The sequence below is a fragment of the Paenibacillus lycopersici genome, assembly GCF_010119935.1.
GTDB lineage: Bacteria > Bacillota > Bacilli > Paenibacillales > Paenibacillaceae > Paenibacillus_Z > Paenibacillus_Z lycopersici.
This window is the reverse complement of record NZ_CP048209.1, coordinates 5,055,211-5,077,518: the sequence shown is the minus strand read 5'-3', so window position 1 is coordinate 5,077,518 and position 22,308 is coordinate 5,055,211. Positions and strand designations below refer to the sequence as shown.

17 protein-coding genes are annotated in these 22,308 nt (G+C 59.7%); 11 read left to right on the top strand and 6 right to left on the bottom strand.

Features of this window, described 5'->3' with window-relative positions:
* Positions 1 to 18: 18 nt before the first annotated feature.
* The 3 genes from GXP70_RS22355 to GXP70_RS22345 all read left to right on the top strand — a co-directional run bounded on the left by GXP70_RS22355 (position 19) and on the right by GXP70_RS22345 (position 3,497).
* A complete protein-coding gene (locus GXP70_RS22355) occupies positions 19 to 1,401 on the top strand; it encodes a GH39 family glycosyl hydrolase (protein ID WP_162358880.1) in 1,383 nt (460 codons plus the stop codon).
* 304 nt (positions 1,402 to 1,705) lie between these two features.
* Entirely contained in the window at positions 1,706 to 2,854 is a 1,149-nt protein-coding gene (locus tag GXP70_RS22350) for a Gfo/Idh/MocA family protein (RefSeq protein ID WP_162358879.1), read from the top strand.
* A gap of 34 nt (positions 2,855 to 2,888) precedes the next feature.
* The gene (locus tag GXP70_RS22345; RefSeq protein WP_162358878.1) at positions 2,889 to 3,497 is read left to right on the top strand and encodes a GNAT family N-acetyltransferase; all 609 of its coding nucleotides are present in this window, start codon (positions 2,889 to 2,891) and stop codon (positions 3,495 to 3,497) included.
* A 60-nt stretch (positions 3,498 to 3,557) separates the two neighbouring features.
* Here GXP70_RS22345 and GXP70_RS22340 read toward each other — a convergent pair whose 3' ends face one another.
* Entirely contained in the window at positions 3,558 to 4,460 is a 903-nt protein-coding gene (locus GXP70_RS22340) for a helix-turn-helix transcriptional regulator (RefSeq protein WP_162358877.1), read from the bottom strand.
* A gap of 145 nt (positions 4,461 to 4,605) precedes the next feature.
* Here GXP70_RS22340 and GXP70_RS22335 point away from each other — a divergent pair, with 145 nt between their 5' ends.
* The 4 genes from GXP70_RS22335 (at position 4,606) to GXP70_RS22320 (ending at position 12,060) form a co-directional block, all read left to right on the top strand.
* Complete coding sequence (locus GXP70_RS22335) at positions 4,606 to 5,742, top strand: Gfo/Idh/MocA family protein (protein ID WP_162358876.1); 1,137 nt, start codon at positions 4,606 to 4,608, stop codon at positions 5,740 to 5,742.
* A 522-nt stretch (positions 5,743 to 6,264) separates the two neighbouring features.
* Positions 6,265 to 7,224: a phytanoyl-CoA dioxygenase family protein gene (locus tag GXP70_RS22330; RefSeq protein WP_162358875.1), complete on the top strand. Its 960-nt coding sequence runs from the start codon at positions 6,265 to 6,267 to the stop codon at positions 7,222 to 7,224.
* Between the two features lie 311 nt (positions 7,225 to 7,535).
* Positions 7,536 to 9,863, top strand: coding sequence for a glycoside hydrolase family 3 N-terminal domain-containing protein (locus tag GXP70_RS22325; protein WP_162358874.1), 2,328 nt, complete (start codon positions 7,536 to 7,538; stop codon positions 9,861 to 9,863).
* A 181-nt stretch (positions 9,864 to 10,044) separates the two neighbouring features.
* Positions 10,045 to 12,060 carry a glutaminase family protein gene (locus GXP70_RS22320; RefSeq protein WP_162358873.1) on the top strand — a complete coding sequence of 672 codons (2,016 nt, stop codon included), beginning with the start codon at positions 10,045 to 10,047 and terminating at the stop codon, positions 12,058 to 12,060.
* Between the two features lie 937 nt (positions 12,061 to 12,997).
* Here the strand turns inward: GXP70_RS22320 and GXP70_RS22315 are convergent.
* The 3 genes from GXP70_RS22315 to GXP70_RS22305 are packed head-to-tail and all read right to left on the bottom strand — an operon-like array spanning position 12,998 to position 16,930.
* Positions 12,998 to 14,113 carry a GerAB/ArcD/ProY family transporter gene (locus GXP70_RS22315; protein ID WP_162358872.1) on the bottom strand — a complete coding sequence of 372 codons (1,116 nt, stop codon included), beginning with the start codon at positions 14,111 to 14,113 and terminating at the stop codon, positions 12,998 to 13,000.
* A complete protein-coding gene (locus GXP70_RS22310) occupies positions 14,110 to 15,297 on the bottom strand; it encodes a Ger(x)C family spore germination protein (protein ID WP_162358871.1) in 1,188 nt (395 codons plus the stop codon). Before GXP70_RS22310 ends, GXP70_RS22315 begins: the two co-directional genes overlap by 4 nt.
* A 7-nt stretch (positions 15,298 to 15,304) precedes the next feature.
* Positions 15,305 to 16,930 (bottom strand): spore germination protein, encoded by a 1,626-nt coding sequence (locus GXP70_RS22305; RefSeq protein WP_162358870.1) that lies wholly within the window; start codon positions 16,928 to 16,930, stop codon positions 15,305 to 15,307.
* A gap of 104 nt (positions 16,931 to 17,034) precedes the next feature.
* Between GXP70_RS22305 and GXP70_RS22300 the strand changes: the two genes are divergently transcribed.
* Positions 17,035 to 17,265, top strand: coding sequence for a hypothetical protein (locus GXP70_RS22300; RefSeq protein WP_162354586.1), 231 nt, complete (start codon positions 17,035 to 17,037; stop codon positions 17,263 to 17,265).
* A gap of 147 nt (positions 17,266 to 17,412) precedes the next feature.
* On the top strand, positions 17,413 to 17,607 hold the full coding sequence (locus tag GXP70_RS22295; protein WP_162358869.1) for a hypothetical protein: 195 nt from the start codon (positions 17,413 to 17,415) through the stop codon (positions 17,605 to 17,607).
* A gap of 187 nt (positions 17,608 to 17,794) precedes the next feature.
* Here GXP70_RS22295 and GXP70_RS22290 read toward each other — a convergent pair whose 3' ends face one another.
* Together GXP70_RS22290 and GXP70_RS22285 are read right to left on the bottom strand one after the other, a co-directional pair.
* Positions 17,795 to 18,001 (bottom strand): helix-turn-helix transcriptional regulator, encoded by a 207-nt coding sequence (locus GXP70_RS22290; RefSeq protein WP_225442519.1) that lies wholly within the window; start codon positions 17,999 to 18,001, stop codon positions 17,795 to 17,797.
* A gap of 17 nt (positions 18,002 to 18,018) precedes the next feature.
* On the bottom strand, positions 18,019 to 18,456 hold the full coding sequence (locus GXP70_RS22285) for a hypothetical protein (protein WP_162358868.1): 438 nt from the start codon (positions 18,454 to 18,456) through the stop codon (positions 18,019 to 18,021).
* A gap of 322 nt (positions 18,457 to 18,778) precedes the next feature.
* Between GXP70_RS22285 and GXP70_RS22280 the strand changes: the two genes are divergently transcribed.
* Entirely contained in the window at positions 18,779 to 20,581 is a 1,803-nt protein-coding gene (locus GXP70_RS22280; protein WP_225442889.1) for a sensor histidine kinase, read from the top strand.
* Between the two features lie 14 nt (positions 20,582 to 20,595).
* Positions 20,596 to 22,197 carry a response regulator gene (locus GXP70_RS22275; RefSeq protein WP_162358866.1) on the top strand — a complete coding sequence of 534 codons (1,602 nt, stop codon included), beginning with the start codon at positions 20,596 to 20,598 and terminating at the stop codon, positions 22,195 to 22,197.
* The last annotated feature ends 111 nt before the right edge of the window (positions 22,198 to 22,308 follow it).

The window sequence follows — 22,308 nt, the reverse complement described above, 5'->3', positions numbered from 1 at the left end:
AAATCGAGGAGGGATAGTATGTATCAGCACTATTTGTCTCTGCCGAATACGAAGGTTCATATCGATGCGAACGAGCCGCAAGGGGCGCATGAATGGTGGCGGCATTCGATCGGCCACGGCGGCATTAACAATTCGCCGCTGCCGGAGAAGGTCGTGCAAGGCGCGCGGCTGTTGAAGCCGCGGCTGCTGCGGACGTTCATTCAGGAATTTTTCGATTTCTATCCGGATCACGGCGTGTTCGACTGGAGCAAGCTCGACCCGTACATGGACGCGCTGCATCGCACCGGGGCCGACGTCGTGGGCTGCATTACGTTCAAGCCTCCGGTTCTGTATCCCGTCATCGATCAGGCGATCTGGCGTCCGGCTAGCGTGGAAGAATGGCAAACCGTCATCTACGAGCTCGTTCGCAGATATTCCGTGGAGCGGAAGATCGTGACCTACTGGGAGATCGGCAATGAAACGGATATCGGCGAATGGGGAGGCTGCCCGTATCTCATCAAGGAAGCGGAGGATTACCTCGAATATTACAATTTCACGAAGGAACCGATACTGCGCGCGTTTCCGGAAGCACGGATCGGCGGGCCGGCGATCGCCAGCTTCGAGGATCCGCTCCTCTTCGACTTTATCGATCTCTGCCATCGTACCGGCACGCGGCTCGACTTCGTATCGTGGCACTTGTACCATGACGACCCGGATCGGCACAAGGAGTTGGTTCTCCGCGCCAAGGAGCGGCTGGCCCAATTCGGCGGCACGCGGCCGGAAATGCTGGTGACCGAATGGAGCAAGAGCTTCGATCCCGTCTCCATCGAAGAATTGGCGATGATGCCGCGCCGGGCGGCGGCGACCGCAGCCGCGCTGCTCGCCATGACGGAAGCGGGACTCGATTGGTCGTTCTACTATCATGTGTGGGATCAGGCCGTCTTCCCGGAACAGTTCGAATCCTTCTACAAGGATCCGAGCATCATGACCGTGCATTGGAACGAAATTCCGCACCGGTTCGGATTATTCGGCGTTGCCGAAGAGATCAGGCCGCAGTACTTCGTGTACCGCATGTACGTCCGGATGGGCGAGACGCTGGTCAAGGCGGGCGCCGACGATCCCGACATCAGAGTATGCGCGGTAACGGGCGAAGATAAGCTGTCGGTCATGCTGGTTAATTACAATGTATCGGCATCCTCGGATCGGGTGGCTACCGTCCATATCGACAGCTTGACGCCGGGGCGCAAACGACTGCTTGTCTATCGCATCGACGAGCAGCGCATGTGGGACGAAGAACGAATGGAGCTGCTGCCTTGCGAACGGCGCGACCTGGGTACGCTGGAGGACGGCAAATACCGGTTCCAGGTCTACTGTCCCGCGGACTCCGTCACGTTCGTCACGCTGCAGGACGCTGCGCAATAATCCGGCAGGCAAGCGCTGCGTCATGTCCGGAAGACGTTCGAATATGAAGGCGGTTCTCCGTAATTCCGGAGGAACAAGCCGTTGACCTAGAGAAAATTCATGAACCGATCTCGTTCGGATATACGCAGTTCATAGGGCCGCTCCGGTTATTTGCCCTAATCGGTGCGGCCTCTTGTATTAGGCGTCCTGGAATGCATGATGAAAGCGCTGCAATATTTATCGGCGGGCGGCGTTCGCGGAGAGGATTCGACATCGGGTTCGTCAAATTAAGTGAGTAACCAAAGCGATGGAGGGATGATCACGAATGACGATTAGAATAGGTATCGTCGGCGCACGGGGACTCAGTACGCTGCAGGGCTTCCGATGCATGGCAGACGTCGAGGTCGCCGCGCTATGCGATATCGACGAAGCGTACGTGAAGGAAGCGGCGGCCGCCAACGGTATCCCGCATACGTACCGCGTGTTTGAAGATATGCTTGACTCGGACATCGATGCCGTCGTTATCTCGACGCCGATGCAGCTTCACGTGCCGCAGGCGATTGCCGCGCTCCAGGCGGGCAAGCATGTGCTCAGCGAGGTGACCGCAGGGGTAACGCTGGACGAGCTGTGGTGGCTGAAGGAAACGGTGGAATCGAGCGGCAAGGTCTACATGATGGCCGAGAATTACTGCTACATCCCGCAAAACCAGCTGATTCTCAATATGGTGAAGCAGGGTCTCTTCGGGGACGTCTATTTCGGCGAAGGCGAATATTTGCACGATGTCCGCAGCCTGGCCTTCCGGCTTAACCGTCACGCATCGGGAGAGGCGTCGAATCCGACGTGGCGCAAGTATTGGCAGCTTGGCAAGCGCGGCGCGTTCTATCCCACGCACAGCCTGGGGCCGGTGATGCAATGGTTTCAAGGGGATCGGATTCGCACGGTGTCGTGCTACGGCACGGGCTGGCATACGGACAAGCGGTTCCGCCAGGAGGATACCTCGATCACGATGTGCCAGATGGAGAGCGGCAAACTGATCAAGCTGCGGATCGATTGCATTTCCAGGCGGCCGCACAACTTGAATTACTATACGCTGCAAGGTACGAAGGGCAGCTACGAGGCGCCTCGCGGACTCGGCGATACGCATAAAATTTGGCTGGACGGCATGGGCGACCCGGAGGATCACGCGCAGTGGCGGCCGCTCAGCGACTATGAATCGTACTTGCCCGAACGCTACAAGCAGGTAACGGCGGAGCAGAAGGCCGCGGGCCATTGGGGCGGCGACTATTTCATCGTGGAGGATTTCGTGTCGGCGCTCAAGGGACTGCGCCCATCGCCGATCGACGTCTACGACGCTTGCGAATGGACGGCCGTCGCGATGCTCTCCGAGCTGTCCGTCATGAACGGCGGGCGCGTCATGGAGATGCCGGATTTCCGCAAGAACGGCTCGTACGCCGAGCAAATCATCAAGCTGTAATCGAACGCTATGGAATCGAGAGGAGCATTGGCATATGAAAGAACAGCAGCAAGAGCAGCAAGAGCAGCAAGAGCAGCAGCAGCAGGTGCAATTGCTAATGATTAACGACAACCTTGGAGAACTCCCCGAGCGGAAGCTGCTCGAAGGCTACGGCATTCGCAGCTTCCGCTCGGGGGACGAAACGGCGTGGGAGCGCATCGTTGCTGCATCGTTCGGCGGCGAGCATTCGTTCGAGCGGGAGATGGCCGCCGACGAGGCGTACAAGCCGGAGCGGGTCTGGTTCGTCACCGATGCGGCCGGGGAGCCGATCGCCACGGCTTCCGCCTGGTATCGTCCGCAATGGAGCGAGAATACCGGATATCTCCACATGGTCGGGCTCGTCCCCGAGCACGCCGGGAAGAAGCTGGGGTACGCGATCAGCCACGCGGCGCTGCTGCAGATGATTCGCGAGGGGAGAACGCGCGCGGTGCTGCACACGGATGATTTTCGCATTCCCGCAATAAAGGCGTACTTGGGTCTCGGCTTCGTTCCGTCGCTGACGGACGGCAGCCATCCCGGCCGGTGGAAAGCGCTCGCCGGCGTGCTGGACCGCAATTTCACGGCGCGCGGCGCCGGCGGAGCGGCTGTCGACATCCGGCCGTAGCCGGCGCCGGCGTCTTTGGCAGGCAGCATCGGGCTGGCTCCGACCGGCTGCGGGCCGCCGTCATAGGATACCGCACATTTTGCGGTATTCCCGCGGCGAGACGCCCTGCCATCGCTTGAACACATGACTGAAATGATGGAGGCTGTCGTAGCCGAGCTTCATGCCGATCGCCTCCACTTTCATGTCGGTGTCGCGCAAGCATCGCTTCGCCTCCTGATGGCGCAGGCGCTGCACGTATTGATTGGGCGTCGCGCCGTATTGCTCCTTGAACAAGCGGATAAAATGATCCTCGCTGACGTTCAGGCGCTCCGCCATCGCGGCATTGGGCCAAGGCAGATGAAGGCTGCCGTGCAGCTCGTCGATCAGCGCCCGCAGACCGGCCGCGTAAGCAGCATGGGCGGATCGCCGCGGCAGCGCCGGTTCGCGCAGGATGGCCGCGAGAATCTGCAGCATCGCTCCGCGGCAGACCAGGTCATGGCCGGAACGGGCCGACGTGAACTCCTCGCAGATGAGCGCCAAGCCTTGCGCGACGCCGTCCGGTACCGCCGCGTATTTGCGGGCGAACAGCCGCTCGCCGTCCGGTCCGGCGGGCCGGATGCAGAACAGCTCGTCGCGGGCGCGAGCCTCGTCGACGACCATATGAATATCGGCGGACAGCTCGAATTCGTCATGGAAATCGAAGTGAACGCCGAGCAGCTGCGCCCCTCCCGCGAGCGGAATTTCGATCCGATGCCGCTCCCCTGCATGCAGGAACAGCAGATCGCCCGGATAATACCGGATCGTCTCGGGCTCATCCTTGAAATGCACGGCCATCTCGCCGGCCAGGACAAGCATCATTTCGAAATCATAGAGACGCCGCTCCGGTCCTTGGTAATAGGCCGTCTGCTGAAATTGGGCCCAATGGATGCTTGGCATCCAGGCCCGGCTTTCCCGTCCGCAAGCGGCATCAGTCTCGGTCGGCATCATTCGTTCTCCTTCAAGGTGAAGTCGCTAATTGACAACTTGCTATCGAATATGAGCAAATACATCGGATACAAGCTATAGTATCATTCAGACTAGTTGAGCGGCAATGAACAACTTTCATGACGATCCTAGGGGGAACAACGGAATGGCGAAGCGTATTGGCATCATCGGCTACGGGGCGCGAGTCGGCGGATTATTCGGGAAGATGGAGGAGCGCCATCCGGATTTCCGGCTGGCGGCGATCGCGGATCCGCGGCAGGACGAGCTTGCCGCGCGATTGGGCGAGCGGGCGGACGGGATCGAATGGTACGGGGACGCGGACGAGATGCTGGACAATGCAGGGCTGGACGGCGTCGCGATCGGCACCCGCTGCAATTTGCATACGGAGATGGCGCTCAAAGTGCTGAAGCGGAACTTGCCTCTGTTCCTGGAGAAGCCGGTCGCCACGAACTACGCGGATTTGCGCCGGTTGAAAGCGGCCGGAGAAGCGTCCTCGTCGCAGGTGGTCGTCTCGTTCCCGCTGCGCAATACGCCGCTCGTGAAGCTGGCGAAGGACATTATCGACTCCGGCCAAATCGGGACGGTGGAGCATGTGCAGGCGTTCAACAACGTGCCTTACGGCGGCGTCTATTATCATAACTGGTACCGGGACGAGAGCATTACGGGCGGGTTGTTCCTGCAGAAGGCGACGCATGATTTCGACTACATCAATTATTTGATCGGGATGCAGCCGACTGCGGTGTGCGCGATGAAGTCGAAGCAGATCTTCAAGGGCGACAAGCCGGCCGGTCTGATGTGCAAGGATTGCGACGAGCGGAACGACTGCGAGGAAAGCACGACGAAGCCGCAGAACCGCGACAGGGGGAGCTACTGCAGCTTCGCGGCCGATACCGGCAACGAAGATTCCGGCAGCGCCTTGATCCGGTACGCATCGGGCATGCATGTCGCCTACACGCAGAACTTCTTCGCAAGACGCGGCGCGCAGAAGCGGGGAGCGCGGTTGCTTGGGTACAAGGGCACGCTGGAGTTCGACTGGTACACGAACGAATTGAGCGTGTTCATGCACCATGAAGCGCGGGTGCAGACGCATCGCTTCGATCCGAACGCGACCGGCGGTCACGGCGGCGGCGACGAGCGGCTGATCGATAATTATTTCGAAATCGTGAGCGGCACGGCGCCGTCGGAGACGACGCTGGACGACGGGCTGCTGAGCGCGCTGCTCTGCTTGAAGGCGAACGAGTCCGCGGACACGAATACGTTTCAGGAGATTGCCTGGACATAGAAGCCGCAGGTTCGCCAGCGCCCTTGACAGGCCCTGCGGCTCGCGAATCGCGAAGTCCGTCGTAGCACGGAGCTTCGCGCTGCCTGCTATGGCAAGCTTGAGGGTCATCCTTCTCCGGGATGGCCCCTCTTGGCGTTATCGGATCGGCGGCGGCATCATGTCCAACGTCCGGCGAGACCGGAACCGGCTGTCGAGAAAGTACCCGGCTCTTCGACTATGCATATGCCGGCTAGATCGTCTTCATTGGCAACGGACACAGAATACGTTATTGGGTTGAAATCGGTAGGTTTGGGTTGGCGAACGGACACAGGATTCGTTATTGTCTCCGGAGAGCATCGGAAATGTCATCAAGCATGGGCCTCTCTACATCATGGTCCTGCGAAGCCGGAAGACGCTATGCGCGTAAGCCCGGCCATGACGTCATAATACCGTTAAGATGATCCTATTTATTCGTAGTGAGCAGGGCGCGGCGTTCTATATGATAGGTACGAGAAATCAGTCTGCCTGATAGGATGTGGGACGATGAGAACGAAAGTGCTGACGGAATCGCAAATCGAGCAATTCATCGAGCTGGGGTACGTGCAGCTGAAGGAAGCGTTCCCGCGCGAATCGGCGCTTGCCGCGCAGGAATTCCTGTGGGCGCAGCTGGAGAAGCAGGGCGTGCTGAAAGACGATCCGTCGACATGGAAACAGCCGATGGTACATATCAAGGAACAGTTCGACGACGAGACGTTCCAGCTGTGCAATACCGAGCGGCTGGCGAATGCCATTGAGGATTTGATCGGCGAAGGCCGCTGGAAGGAGCGCTCCGTCTACGGGCAGGACGAACGGAAGACGCTGTGGGGCTGGTGGCCGGTCAACTTCGCCTCCGGCGCGGATCGCCCGTGGGACGTTCCGGCGAACGGCTGGCATTGGGACGGCATGATGCGGCCGCATTACGTGGACAGTCCCGAGCAGGGGCTGCTGCTGCTGTGCGTATTCTCGGAGATCGGCCCGCGCGGCGGCAGCACGCTGGTCGCCGAAGGCTCGCACAAGATCGTCGCCAATCTGCTGGCAGAGAACGGCGACGGCCTGATGGCCGACGAGGCGATACACCTGGCCAACCGCTCGCACCCTTGGCTGCGGGCATTGACGAACTCGTACGACGATGGAGCTGCTGCTGCCGATATTTATGCAGCCGCCGAGGCCGGCGAGGCGCCTCCGTCCGGCAGCGGCGACCGCATCCGGACGTTCATGGACCGAACATACGTCGACGAGCACGGGGTTCGCCTGCGCGTGGTCGAGACGCCGGCTTCGCCCGGCGACGTGCTGCTCTGCCATCCGTTCCTGTATCACTCCGCCTCGCAAAATCATTCCGGCGTGCCGAGGTTCATGTGCAATCGCGCTACGCCGCTGATCAAACGGATGAATTTGAACCGGGCGAACGCGGAGGATTATTCGCCGCTTGAATGGAGCACGCGCCGTTCGATCATACGGCTTTGAGCCGAGCGGGCTTGGCTTCGGCGCTTGGCGCGTACGAACGGATTAACCGCCGTTTGACTTTCTTCGGGAAGTCGAACGGCGGTTTTGCTATGGAAGGCGGCGCTTCGCTGTCCGGGGCGAAGATCGATTAGGGCGGATAAGGCTAGCGGCGTTTCTAGCGTAATCGATGCGATTTTTGATATTATACTTAATGATCAAGACGGCGAAGCGGTTCGGGAATCCATTGATCGATTCGTACCGGTGGTTTGGATTGGATAGTGACATTGACGCGCGGCGAAGCTTGCGAGCGCTCACGGAGGAGAAGGATAGAGATGGAGAAGGAAGCTGCGTATTGGAACAAAGCCCTGACGGTCGAAGAGCGGGTCGAGGATCTGCTTGGACGGATGACGCTCAAGGAGAAGGTCGGTCAGGTCAATCAGCATATGTACGGCTGGAACGCCTACAAGCGTACGGCGGACGGCATCGAGCTGACCGAGGCATTCAAAAGCGAGGTGGCGTTCGGCGATGGAATGGGCGCCTTGTACGGCCTGTTCCGGGCCGATCCGTGGTCGGCGGTTACGTACGAGAACGGGATTACGGCGGCGAACAGCGCGAAGGCGGCGAACGCGGTGCAGCGCTATGTCCGCGAGAATACGCGTCTCGGCATTCCCGTCCTGCTGTCGGAGGAATGCCCGCATGGCCATCAGGCGCTCGACGGAACGCTCATTCCGACCAATATCGGCATCGGCTCGACGTGGAATACGGAGCTGATGGAACGGGTATACGGCCATGTGGCCGCCGAAATCCGCGCCCGCGGGGCGCATGTCGGTCTGATCTCGACGCTCGACGTGCTCCGCGAGCCTCGTTGGGGCCGCTCGGAGGAATGCTACGGCGAAGATCCGTATCTGGCGGCGCGCATGACGACATCCGCCGTGCGCGGTTTGCAGGGAAGCACGCCGGAGGAGCTGCGCCAGCCGGACAGAATCGCGGCGCTGCTGAAGCATTTCGTCGCGCAGGGCGCCGCGCTTGGCGGACGCAATTCCGGTCCCGCCGGCATCGGCGAACGCGAGCTTCGCGAAATCCACCTGCCGGGCATGCAGGCCGGCGTCCGTGCGGGCGCGCAGGGCTGCATGGCGGCGTACAATGAAATCGACGGCATTCCATGCCATGCGAACAAGCAGCTGCTGACCGGCATTCTCCGCGAGGAATGGGGCTTCGAAGGCATCGTCATGGCGGACGGGGTTGCGATCGACCGGCTGCTGTCGATGACGGGCGATTATGAATCGGCTGCGGCGCTGGCGCTGTCGGCCGGCGTTGACCTCAGCTTGTGGGATACGTCGTTTACGACGCTGGAGGCCGCAGTGGAAGCCGGCAAGGCCGACCCTGCGCTGCTTGACCGGGCCGTACGCCGCGTGCTCAAGCTTAAGTTCGAGCTCGGCCTGTTCGACAATCCGTTCACGGACGAGAACATCGCTTCCGAGAAGGTCGGCAGCGAAGCGTTCCGCCTGGACAACCTGCAGGCGGCGCGCGAATCGATCGTGCTGCTGAAGAACGAGGGGGCGCTGCTGCCGCTTGGCAAGCAATATCGCCGCATCGCGGTCATCGGGCCGAACGCGGACAATATCTACAATCAGCTTGGCGACTATACGTCGACGCAGCCGCCGGGCAAAGGAGCGACGGTGCTGGAGGGCATTCGCCGCATCGCGCCTGCAGGCACGGAAATCGTCTACGCCCCGGGCAGCGGCATTCGCAGCGGCACGCCGGAACAGCTGCGGGAAGCGCTTGACGTTGCGGCCGGCGCGGACGTGGTCGTGCTCGCCATCGGCGGCAGCAGCACGCGCAACTTCGACATCCGCTTCGATACGAACGGCGCGGCCATAACGACGTCGGGCGCGCCGAGCGAGATGGACTGCGGCGAAGGCGTCGACGTTGCCGACCTGCGACTCGGCGAGCCGCAGCGCGAGCTAGCAAGACGGATCGCCGAGCTGGGCAAACCGGTCGTCGGCGTCGTCGTTCAAGGGCGTCCGCATGCGCTGACGGACATCGATCCGCTGTGCGGCGCATTGCTGTGCGCGTGGTATCCCGGTCAAGAGGGCGGCCAGGCGGTCGGCGAGATTTTGTTCGGCCACGTCAATCCGAGCGGCAAGCTGGCGGTATCGCTGCCTCGTTCTTCCGGGCAGCTCCCGGTCTATTACAATTACAAGGACGGCGGCAGCAGACCCGGGTATTTCGATCTGACCGGCAATCCGCTCTATACGTTCGGACACGGGCTCAGCTATACGTCGTTCGCCTGCGAAGGGCTGGTGCTGCAGCCTGCGGCGATTTCCGCAGAGGAGCTGGAGCAGGGCGAGCGCGTCTCCGTGAAGGTGACGGTTCGCAATACCGGCGGAACGGCAGGCCAAGAAGTCGTGCAGCTGTACGTGAAGGATTTGGAGGCGAGCGTGACGCGCCCGGTGACGGAATTGAAAGGGTTCAGCAAAGTGATGCTGCAGCCGGGCGAATCGCGCGAGGTCGTCCTGGAGTTGGGCCTGGAAGAATTGGCGATCTGGACCGCGGACATGGCTTTCAAGGCCGAGCCGGGCAATGTGCGGATTACGGTCGGCGGCAGCCAAGCCGGCGACTGCACGGCGAATTTGAAGATTACGCGCGGTACCGTGTAGACGGGGGAGAACGAGAGGCCGGTCTCAGCCCCGGGAAGCTCCTTGCGCAGGGAGCGGCGGCGCATGCCGGCTGCGAGCCTCATGCCTTGAGCAGGAGATCATTTTTGCGATTGACATGAATGCGGGTATAGGGAATAATATATGTATATTATATATAACATATATTGAAAAGAGGATGCCTATGAACAGCGCGCTTCGTCCTTCTGCAGTTCCTTTAGTTGCCGTAGATCCGTATTTCAGCGTATGGTCGCAAGCCGACCGTCTCACCGACGACTTTACCCGCCACTGGACCGGCCAGCGGCATGCGATGACCGGTCTGATTCGCATCGACGGAACCGTCTGGCGTTTCGCCGGCAAAGCGCAAGCGAAGTCAGAACGCTATTACGCGGAGCCGCCGGCGATGACGCAGAGCAGCCTGAACGTAACGCCGCTCAGCACCGTCTACGCTTTCGAGGCCGCAGGCGTGGCGCTGAACGTGACGTTCACGACGCCGCTGCTGCTGGACGATCTGGACATCCTGTCCCGCCCGGCCTCCTATGCCGCGTTCGAAGTCCGCTCCCTGGACGGGCAGGACCATGAGGTCGTCTTGTATTACGATGTCACCGGCGAGTGGTGCGTCGATCATCCGAAGCAGGCCGTCATCGGCGAGCCGGCGCTCGACGGGGACATCGTCGCGCTGCGCATGTCGCATGAAGAGCAGGCGTATTTGAACCGTTCCGGCGACGATCATCGGATCGACTGGGGCCATTTCTACTTGGCCGCCAGGAAGTCCGACAGCGCCCGGCTGCTCCTGGGCTCGGCGGAGATGCGCAAAGCGTTCGTTCGCAATGACGATTTGGCGCGCCACGGCATTCCGGGCACGCCGCTCGTCGTCGCGGACGAGCAGCCGGTCATGGCGCTCGTGCACGATTTCGGCCGCGTCGCCGCAGCCGCTTCCGTCGGAACGCTGGCGGTGCTGGCCTACGACGACGTGTACGCGATCGAATATTTCGGCGACCGCCTGCAAGCGTACTGGAAGCGGAACGGCCAAACGACGGATGAGATGCTGAAGGCCGCCTTCGCGGAGCATGACGGCTTGATGGCGCGCTGCGCCGCGTTCGACAAGCAGCTGCTTGCGGACGGCGAAGCTGCCGGGGGCGCCAAGTACGCGGACTTGCTCGCGCTCTCGTACCGGCAGGCGATCGCCGCGCACAAGCTGGTCACGGATACGGACGGCGAGCTGCTGTTCATGTCCAAGGAATGCTACAGCAACGGCTGCATGGCGACGGTCGACGTCAGCTATCCGTCCATTCCGCTGTTCCTGCTCTATCAGCCTGCGCTGGTCGAGGCGATGATCCGTCCGATCGTCCGCTATGCGGAGAGCGACAAGTGGCCGTTCGAATTCGCGCCGCACGATATCGGCCAATATCCGATCGGCAACGGCCAAGTGTACGCCGAGAACGCGATCGAAGGGCAGATGCCCGTCGAGGAATGCGGCAATATGCTCATCATGGCGGCGGCCTTCTGCCAAGCCGGCGGCAAGCCGGATTACTTGCTGAAGCATATGCCGCTGCTGACGAAATGGGCGGATTACTTGGCGAAGCACGGGCTCGATCCGGAGAACCAGCTGTGCACGGACGATTTTGCCGGACATCTGGCGCGCAATGCGAACCTGTCCGTCAAGGCCGTGATGGGCGTGGCCGGCTTCTCGATCCTGAAAGGAATCGAAGGCGACGCGAAGGCGAAGGAACGCTACCGGACGATCGCGCGGGACATGGCTTCGCAATGGGGCGCGCTTGCGGACGACGGCGACCATACGAAGCTGGCGTTCGGCCAGGCGGGCACGTGGAGCTTGAAGTACAACTTGATCTGGGACGTGCTGTTCGAGACGGAGCTGTTCGACAAGGAGACGCTGCGCAGCGAAGTGGCGTGGTACAAGAAGCATAGCAACGTCTACGGCACGCCGCTCGACAGCCGGGCGACGTACACCAAGTCCGACTGGCTCGTCTGGTCCGCCTCGCTTGCGGAGGAACGCGGCGATTTCATCGCGCTGACGGAGCCGATCTGGACGATGCTGAACGAAACGCCGGACCGCGTGCCGTTCTCGGATTGGACGGACACGCTGACGGCGCGCCAGCTCAACTTCCAGCATCGCAGCGTCGTCGGCGGCATCTTCATGAAGCTGCTGAAGGACAAAGGGATTATGCGCGAAAGCTAAACGCTGTCGATGAGCTGCCGCCTTCATGAGGGCGGGGACAGGTTTTCGCCTGACATAGGAACAGCATCCCAATGAACAATCAAAAGGATCTCTACCTCCACCTGAAAATGGAGGCTGAGGTCCTTTTGTTTCGAAGATATTCGATTCTACGTGCTGGAGTGCCCGGACTGTCGTGAAAAGCCGCCGCTAATTCCGCCCGGAGGCTGGAATTCGCAGCCCGTCGCGGAGAATGTGGAATTCGCAGCCCGTCGTGGAGCAAAGCAGTAGACTTGCAAAGAACCTCACACACCTGCTGCAGAATAGTAAAAAAGTCGAGGCTAAATTGGCAAAGCTGCCATTCGGACAACTTTATCCGCCGCAGATCGACAAAAGTGTCGATAAAGTTGTCATTCTGACAACTTTGTCGGCCGCGGACCGGCAAAAATGCAGGTAAAGCTGCCATTCGGACAGCTTTATCCGCCGCAGATCGACAAAAGTGTCGATAAAGTTGTCATTCTGACAACTTTATCGGCCGCGGACCGGCAAAAATGCAGGTAAAGCTGCCATTCGGACAGCTTTGTCCGCCGCAGACCGGCAGAAGTGTTGATAAAGTTGTCATTCGGGCAACTTTACCCACCGCAGACGGTCGTGAAAAGCCGCGAAATCCTTCCCGAAGGCAGGAATTCGCAGCCACGCGCCGCGCTATTCTCATACTCCCTCTTAGCCTACCAGACGTACAGGCACATTTGGGTGTCTATCATAGTGTTCAGCATCTTCGCGCCTAGCGCGACGGCAATGCGATGCAGCATGAGTTCCGCAATCGCCCCTAGCGCGGCTGCAATGCGATGCAGCATGAGTTCCGCAATCGGCCCTAGCGCGGCAGCAATGCGATGCTGCCTGACTTCCGCAATTCGCGCCTAGCGCGGCAGCAATGCAAGGCTGCCTGACTTCCGCCGATTCACGCCTTCTTCAGCTTCTTCCCCATCAGCACGCGCAGGAGCAGCAGCAGCAACGGCAGGCCGAACGCGACCGGCAGCGCGATGAGCGGCCAGTCATTCTCCAGGTAGTCGATCGCGCGGAAATGGTCGTCCACGATCCAATAGCCGAATGCGCCAAGCATGACGCAGACGGGGAGAATCATCGCCCTGTTGTTCGCCAGTCCGAAAATTCGGGAGGCGCAGATCGAAGTGGCGTAAATGCAGAACATGACCTCGAACAGGATCGGAATGGAATATAGGGCGATCATGATCATTTCATACCGCTGCAGGAAGTTGCCGATATGCGCGTTGCGGGCCAGCTTCATGCAGGAGATCGTATACTGGCTCGTCACTTCGGCGGACAGCACGGCCCCTTCGAGGATCGACCAGATCATCGTCAGCATGCCGCTTGCCCCGATGCCGATCATGCCGAACTTGCCGCCGCCCTTGTCCGCGTTCTTGACCATCGGCATCACGATCGCCGCGAGCATCGTCGCAAGCGCCCAATCCGTATCGAAATTCAGGCTCGCGATGAAGGTGCGGGGAAAGCCGTATTCCATCACGGGGAGCAGATTCCGGATATCGAACTCGCTGGTGGAGCCGATGATGATGAGCGCGTTCAGCAGGAAAATGAACACCAGCCCCACGAGCGCGAGGCGCGCCATGACTTCCAGGCCGTAGAAGCAGCCGATCATCCCGACCAGCAGGGAGGCGACGATGAACAGGTAGAGCGGCGCCTCCGGAAGGAAATAATCCTTCAAATGATAGACGAACGTGATCATGATCGGACCGAAGCCCGCCAGGAAGAACAGGAGTATGACGAGCGCGATCAGCTTGGCGAACCATTTGCCAAGCAGCCGCTCGCTCAAGGCGATGAAGTCGAGATGCGGCGTTACGCGCAGGACGGCGTACGTAATGTACATCATCGCAATCCCCTGCAGCGTTCCCATCAAGGTCGCGAACCACATGTCCTGGCCGATCGATCGCGCGATGACGCCCTGTGTCACGCCGATCGCTTTGACGAAGATGAGATTGACCATCATCGCGATGAACATCCCGTTCGAAATATGCACTTTTGCCGGTTGCCCTTTTGTCATCGAATCTCCGTCCCTACCGTTTTGACCACGCCGCTTTTGATGACCGCTTTGATTTCAACGTCGATTTGCGCCTTGGCGAAGGTCCGGTTCCAATCCCGTTTGACGACGCGCCATTCCTCCGGGTACTTGTTGCGAAACACGTCGCCGAATTTCAGGAAATCCGTCTTGTAGTCCTTCTGCGCTTTGTCGATGACGCTGACGACGTCGGATTTTAATTTCAACGCCAGCTTCTCCTGAGCTTCCTTGCGCACGCCGTCGTCCAGATTGATGCCGCAGCCGTTCTCGACGATGTCGCCCTCCGTGGACAACCGGACCAGGAAACGCGGCTCCTTGTTCGCGTAGGTTGGCGTTACCTTAAGATGCGCGCGTTTGAATTCGATCGACATGGTCGCATCGGTATTGGGACATTTCACGACCTCGATGCCGCTTCCGAGCCGTTCCAGGAAGAACAGCAGGCCGCGCGCCTCTTTGACGTTGAGCCAGCCGACCATTTTGTCGCCTCTGAACACGGCCGCCCCGCCTAATTCCACCTGCTTGAGCGATCCGTGCTCCTCGGGCTTCTTGTTGGAGATTCCCCTTGGCATGAGCTTGAGCCTTGCCAGCACGGGCTCGGTCGAGCTGCTCAGGAACGCTTCCTCCAGATTCATCATGTTGCTTGCCGGCGCGCGGCCGACCACGTGATTGTTCTGGAACAGCCGGTCGACCGCTTCGCCGGGCACCACCTCGAGCCCGGTTATGGTCGAGACGACCTCGTCGGGCCGGTCCGGCGTGACCGCCACCCAAGTATTCATGCGCAGCTCGTGATTGCGCGTGAAGAAATCGACCATGTCCTCGATGCCCTTCCTGGCGTAATCCTCGTGCATGACGATCAAGAAATTATGCGCCCAATAGACGCGCCGGGAGGAGATGCGCCCCAAATTGCGGATGGCGTCGAAGATCGACGCGCCTTCCGAGCTGATCGAGTAGATCGGCTCGCCGGTGCCGCCCGAAGGCGCTCCGGTCTGGCCGCGCGCATCCGCCGGGCGGATGATTTGGGCGGATACCCGAATCGTGCCGGGCTTGTTGCCGAGATCCAGGCCGACCGCCGTGACCAGCGCCAGCTCGTTAATTTGGCGCGAGCCCAGGCATGAGGCTTGGGTCAGGAGAACGGCGATAGCAGCCAATAGTCCCGCGGCTCGTTTCATGGCTGGTTCAACCTCCCTCGGGCGGCGTGTGCGGCTTCTGTTGATCGCCCATACGCTGCTTGTCCTGGGCGAAATCCGGCCGGTTATTTTGCATCCACGCCGGCATCCGAAGCAGCATGTCGCGCTGGTCGGACGGGCGGAACGGGCTTGCCGGCGCCATGTAGGATTCGCCGAATGAACGAATCGACAATGCATGCAGCAGCACCGCGAAGAACACCGTTGCGAAGCCCAGCAAGCCGAAGAACCCGGAGGCGATCAGCAGCGGGAACCGGATCATCCGCAGCGCAAGCGATGAAGAGTAGCTTGGGATCGCGAAGGAAGAAATCTCCGTGATCGCGACGACGATCACCATGAACGGCGAGACCAGTCCCGCCTGTACCGCCGCTTGGCCGATAATGAGCGAACCGACGATGCTGACGGCTTGGCCGATCGGTTTGGGCATGCGCAGGCCGGCTTCGCGCATCAGCTCGAAGGCGAGCTCCAGCATGATCGCCTCCACCAATACGGGGAACGGCACGACCTCGCGCCCGGAAGCGATCGTCAGCGCCAGGGCAGTCGGAATCATCTCGTGATGGAACGAGACGAGCATCACGTAGATGGACGGCAGCACGAGGCTGATAATGAGCGCCAGGTAGCGGATGCAGCGGAAGAAAGAGCCGACCCAGTAGCGGTTATAGTAATCGTCCGGCGCCTGGATGAATTGCCAGAAGAACGTCGGAACGATCAAGACGACGGGCGTGTTGTCGATGAAGATGGCGACCCGGCCTTCGAGAATGGCGGACGAGACCTTATCCGGCCGTTCCGTGATCTGAATCGTGTTGAACGGCGAGAAGGGCGAATCTTCGATCAGCTCCTCGATATTGCCGCTCTCGAGAATCGCGTCGACCTTGATCCTGTCCAGCCGGCTTCTGACCTCCTCGACAAGCCCTTCCTTCACGACGTCCTGAATATAGGCAATGTTGACGTCGGTCTGCGTCCGCGTTCCGATCACCGTCGCGTCGATGCGCAGCTGAGGATCCCTGATCCGTCTGCGCACATGCGCGGTGTTGGTGCGGATGCTCTCCGTGAAGCCGTCCCGCGGACCGCGAACGTTATTCTCCGACGAGGGCTCCTCGACGCCGCGATCCTTCCAGCCCTTGGTGCTGACGAGCATGGCTTCGTCCAAGCCTTGAATCAGAACGAGCGTATCGCCGGAGACGATGCCGCCGATCCCGTCCCGCATGCGGCGGCATGCTTTCACGCCGGAATTGATCAGCAGCGTCGTGCGGATTTCATCGGCCGTCGGCATCTGCGCGGGATCTCGTTCGAGGTCGCTGCCGAAGACGATGAGCGCCTTGAGGATCGCCTCGATGACCGTCGTATCCGCCAAGCCGTCGATGTAGCAGCATACGCCGGGATATGCGGCGCTGCCGCACAGCTTGAAATCCCGCTGCAGAATATCGGTGCTCTTCCCCAGCAGGGCATCGATCGCCTCGATATTATCGGCCAGCCGTGCAGTGAAAGGGGCATCCAGCCGCTCCTGAAGCTTCGCTGACGTTTGCTTCTCCGACTGTTTCTCCTCCGACTGTTTCTCCTCCGACTGTTTCTCCTCTGGCTGATTCTCCGGCTGCTTCGCTTGTTCCGAGGTCGGCATCTTCACGTCCTCCTTTCCTGCGCCGGTATAGACGGATTCCCGACGGTTTACACTAACGCTTGCAAGATGGCGTACGAACGCCGGACAAAGGAGCTTGACCGAAAATGGATATCTATCATTCCTGGATCTATCAGCATGTGTTCAATACCGAATGGTTCATGTGGATCGTCGTGTATGTCGTTCTCGGCCTCAACATTTTGTCGCCGCTGCTGGTCTGGTTCTTCATCACGGGAAGGAAACTGCTGAAGCGATATCTGGCGCATCGCAAGCAGCAGCGGCAAGGGGGTTCGCCATCCTCCGGCAGCCCAACGCCGTCAGGCAGCGGCGCTGCCTAGCAGACCCCGAAGGAAAGACCGCCTTGGAATCGAACCGATATCGAAGCATTTGGGCGGTCTTGCCAATATGCAGGATGTAGCGTTTCCCGACATCGGGAATATTATGCGAGAAGCCGTTTCCGGCAGGCAGCCGGAGGCGGCTTTTGCATGTCCGCGTTGCCGCGCGAATCGCGCACGGGCGGAAGCCGCTGCAGTCCGCAGGGCTGCAGTTCACGCGCCTTACCGGAGAATCTTAAGCGGTATCTTGGTCTGAAGCTTGTCGGGGAGCAGCACGGGGGATCCATGCGAAGAAGGCGGGACGAAGTGCCCGGCGCCGGCGTCATCGGCGGCTGCGGCATTTGACGGACATCGCTCGGAGAGAAGCTGGCGCTGCTGGAGACCGCTCGCGGGCGATCGTCCCGCAGGAGCCGCGGATCTTATAGACCTCCCGCAGCCTGCTCCATGTGCCGGCTACGATGAGCTGCGCAACGAAGCTTGCTCCGGCGACGGAGGACGCGCAGGCACTCATGCCCGGTTCACTTCCTAATGGTTATTTGAGGATAAACAGCTCCTCTACGGTTACCTCGAGAACCTTTGCCAGCTTAATCGCCAACAATGCGCTCGGCACAAACTTGCCGTTCTCGATGGTGTTGATCGTTTTTCTCGTGACCCCGACCAGTTCGGCTAACTGCTCCTGGGTAAGGCTTTTTTTGGCCCGTTGGACTTTGATCGTGTTCTCGAGGATATCTTCGCGCAATGTAGTCACCTTCGGAATTAGTCTTGTTCAAAGATCAGGTAAGACACAAGGGGGGCAATGACGCCGGCAAAAATCAAGGCGGACAAAACAAACCGAACCTTCAAATCAATAATAAAGCTTAGCGGAAATAGAAGGATGATCGCTCCCAGGAGCGCCCAAAAGGCTACGGCAAAGCTCCTCATGCGTATCGCTTGATAATATTCATCGTTCAAGGTGCTTGCCAGCTTGCGTTTCTGTCGCAGAAGCCGGGAGAATTGTAAAATCCGAATAAAGAAATACGTCCAAATTAACCAGCCGGCGATAGAAACGGCGGAGGTCCAGCCTGATAGTCCCGCGCTTGAATCGGAACCGGAATAATGAACTAAGTAAGGAAGCTGCCACAGGGCAAAACCAAGCAAATTACCGATAATAATCGTTCTCCTTCTCTTTTCCAATTGCGTTATTTCAGCGCTCAAAGGGATCTCCTCCTCATCGATGTAACCTATACTACTCATAATATAACCTCTTTGTTACATTCTCAAGGGGGATTTTGGGCCGCCTATCCGGAGAAAGGGATAAATCTTCGAATCTATCATTGAAAACAAGCCGCTCCGGGTGATATTTTAAAGCTAATCCGATATTTATCCTTTCTTTACATACTCCTTTCTTTATCTGCTCCTTTCTATACGACAAGCATCGCGCATATCAAGAGATCCATAGCCGTTCCCCGTTCGTAACCTTGCTGAAGCGTACCCGTTCCGTTCCAAACCATGCGTACCGAAGGGCGTGATCGAGTTGGTGACGAAGATGGTCAGCTTGTGGAATTCCATGCAATCCGTGCAAATCCGGTTAATCTGTTATTTGCTCCTCGTCATGCTTCCTCTCATGGGCGTCAGCCTCTATGCCATCCGTCAATCGCAGACGCTGCTCATTCGGCAGACGAGCGACAACGTGTATGCGGCGCTGTCGGCTTCGATGGCCTACATCGACGTCATCATGCGGAGTATCGAGAATATCTCGATCCTGATCGCCTCCGACAAAGAAATGAACGACATGCTGTCCAAGAAGGAATCGGTCGGGAACGAGATTTTCGCCCAGGTGAAAATCATGAACAAGGTCGGCGGCATCTCCTCGGTCAACGACTTCATCTCCGATATTTCCGTCTTTCAGCAGCAGACCGGCACGCTTGTGTCCTCGTCGCGGACGGGCGTCCGGCAGGTCGACCTGCTGGACGAGTCCTGGTATCGGCGGGCCTACGACCTGAGGGGCATCAGCCTCCTCGTTAATCCCTCCGATACGCCGGACCGGTTCAAGAAGGTCGACTACCTGTTCAACAAGGATAACATCCTGATGGTCAGAGCGATGGGGCTTAACCGGCCGGGCTACAACCCGAACCTCGTCATCGTCGCGATCAAGCGGCAGGTGCTGCTGGAATCGCTGGAGCAGCTGCTCGAGGATACGGACAGCACGGTCTATCTTCTCTCCGACACCAGCGAAATGCTCACTTCGTCCGGGTCGTTCTTCTCCCGTGCATGGCTGTCCGATCCGCGCCGAAGCTTCCTGACCGACTCGCCGGACGGCTCGCAGCAGCTGTTCGTCAGCAAAGTCACGTCGGCAAGCTCCTCGTGGTCCATTGTGCTCGCGCAGCCCAAAAGCTCGCTCTACCATGCTTCCAAGCAAATCCAGGAGTTCATCATTCTCATTATCGTCATCAGCATCCTGCTCGCGCTTCTCATCTCCTGGATCCTGTACAGGCGAATTACGTCGCCGCTGAAGGTGCTCTCCTACGGCATGCATCAAATTCGGAAAGGCTTCTATAACGTGAAGCTGAAGAAGAAGCGAAACGACGAATTCGGCTTCCTGATGGATTCCTTCAATCAGATGGCGGAGCAGCAGAGCTACTTGATCCGCGATATCTACGAGCAGCAAATCCAGCATGCCAAGACCGATTTGAAGTTTCTGCAGTCGCAGATCAACCCGCATTTTCTGTACAACACGCTCGATTCCATCTATTGGGCCGCCCGCAACTATGAAGCGGACGAGATCAGCGAGATGGTGCTGAACCTGTCGAAGTTCTTCCGGCTGAGCCTGAACAAGGGCAAGGATACGTTCACGCTGGCGGAATCCGTGGAGCATCTGCAGTATTACATGCGGATTCAACAGCTCCGGCTGCTGGACAAATTCGATTTCGAGGTGCAGCTCGACGAGCAGACGAAGCAGCTCCCGATCGTCAAGCTGCTGCTGCAGCCGATCGTCGAGAACGCGATTTTTCACGGGCTCGAGAAACGGCGGGACAACGGCGGGAAACTGACGATCGCGTCCGGCATTGAAGGCCGGCATTTAACGGTCATGGTGAAGGACAACGGAGTGGGCATGACCAAGGATCGGCTGCTCTATATCCAGCGGCGGCTCCTCCATATCAAGCCGGGCTTCACGTTCGTCAATGACGATGCGAATCCCGACATGTACGGCATCCGCAACGTCAAAGCACGATTGCTGCTCTATTACGGCGACAGGGCCGATCTCCGGTTCGAGAGCTCGGAGTCGGAAGGCACCGTCGTCAGCGTCTTCATTCCGCTCGATCGGACTAATCTTGCCTGAAGGGGGCGTACCGCATGGACCTGATGATCGTAGAAGACGAGCTTCGCCTGCTGAACAGTCTGGCGAACAACATCCCGTGGGAGGCGCATGCCGTCGACGTCGTCGCGCTGGCGTCCGACGGGAACGAGGCGCTCGCCGTGTTCGAGCGCAAGCAGCCCGATATCGTCATCATGGATATCGTCATGCCGGAGCAGGACGGTCTGTCGCTGTCGCGGCAAATTTTGCGGCGCGTCCCGGATACCCGCATCATTATCCTGAGCGGCCATGACGATTTCCAGTACGCGCAGCGCGCCGTCGAGATCGGCGTGTTCAAGTATTTGCTGAAGCCGGCCGGCGACGAAGAGATTCTGAAGGCGGTGACCGAGGCGGCCGAATCGACCCGGCAGCTGCGGGAAGCCCGGCTCCGGCTGGAGGATTTGCAGACCCGCTGGACCTTGCATCTGCCGCGGCTGCGGGAAGATTTTCTGCGCAATTGGGTCAGCGGGAAATTAGAGGAGGACGAGATCGAGCGCCATGTCCGGCAGCTGTCGCTGGACCTCGAGACCGGGTGCCCGTACTGCGCCGCCGTGGCGGAGATCGATCCGCCGCTTCGGTCGGAAGCCCGCTCGGAGGCGGACGAGATGCCGATGCTTCAATTCACGCTGTACAGCATCGCGTGCGAATGGCTTCGTTCCGAGGCGTGCACGGTGTTTCAAGCGCATGGCGGCGCGACCGTGCTGATTTTCAAAGGGGCGGCGGGGGAATCGGAGCTGGAGCTGCTGCAGCGGACGAACCAGGCCGTCGCGAAGCTGGTGTCCGGCGCGCAGGAAGGCTTGAAGGTGACGACGTCGAGCGCGGGGATCGGGCTCGCCGCCGGACGCGAGTCGGTGCCGGTCTCGTACAAGCAGGCGCGCAAAGCGCTGCAGGAACGCGCCGTTCTGGGGCACGGCATCGTCATCCCGTACCGCGAGCAGCCGAAGGAATCGCGGGCGGCGTTCGAATTCCAGCGCGACTTGGAGAAACGGGTGCTGATCGCGCTCGAGGCGGGCGACAGGGCGGAAGCGGCGGCCGGGATCACGTCGATCGTCGGCGATCAGGTGTCGTCGCTCGATACGCTGCGGAATTTTCAGGAATATATGCTGTACCTGCAGAGCCTGCTCACCCGGATCATTCATGCGCAGGGATGGTCGGTGCTCGACGTGCTGGGCGAGGATACGATGTACTTGCGGACGCCGGAGGCGGTGCAGACGAGGCAGCAGATGCGCGACTGGTCCGGGCGCATGATCGACAAGATCGTCGGCTATGCGGAGGCCGAACGCAAGTCGGGCACGCACCGGCTCATCCGGAACGTGCAGGCGATGGTCGAAGCGAGCATGGACCAGGACGTGACGCTGCACACGGTGGCGGACCGGCTGTATGTCAATTCTTCGTACTTGAGCCGGTTGTTCAAGAAAGAGACGGGCCGGCCGTTCTCGGACTATGTGCTCGAGCAGAAGATGAACAAAGCGCGGGAGCTGCTGCAGACCGGCTTGAAGGTGTCCGATGCGGCGCGGATGACGGGCTACATGGACACCAGCTATTTCATCAAGCTGTTTCGCAAATTCTGGGGCGTGACGCCCGGAGAGCTGAAACGGTAACCGGCCGGAAGGCAAGCTATACGGGTCGATCAATCGCCGTTCTCCTGCGATTCAATTGCCATCGTGCTGCATTCCGACAGCGATCGTTCTGCAAACCTTGCGATCCGCCCA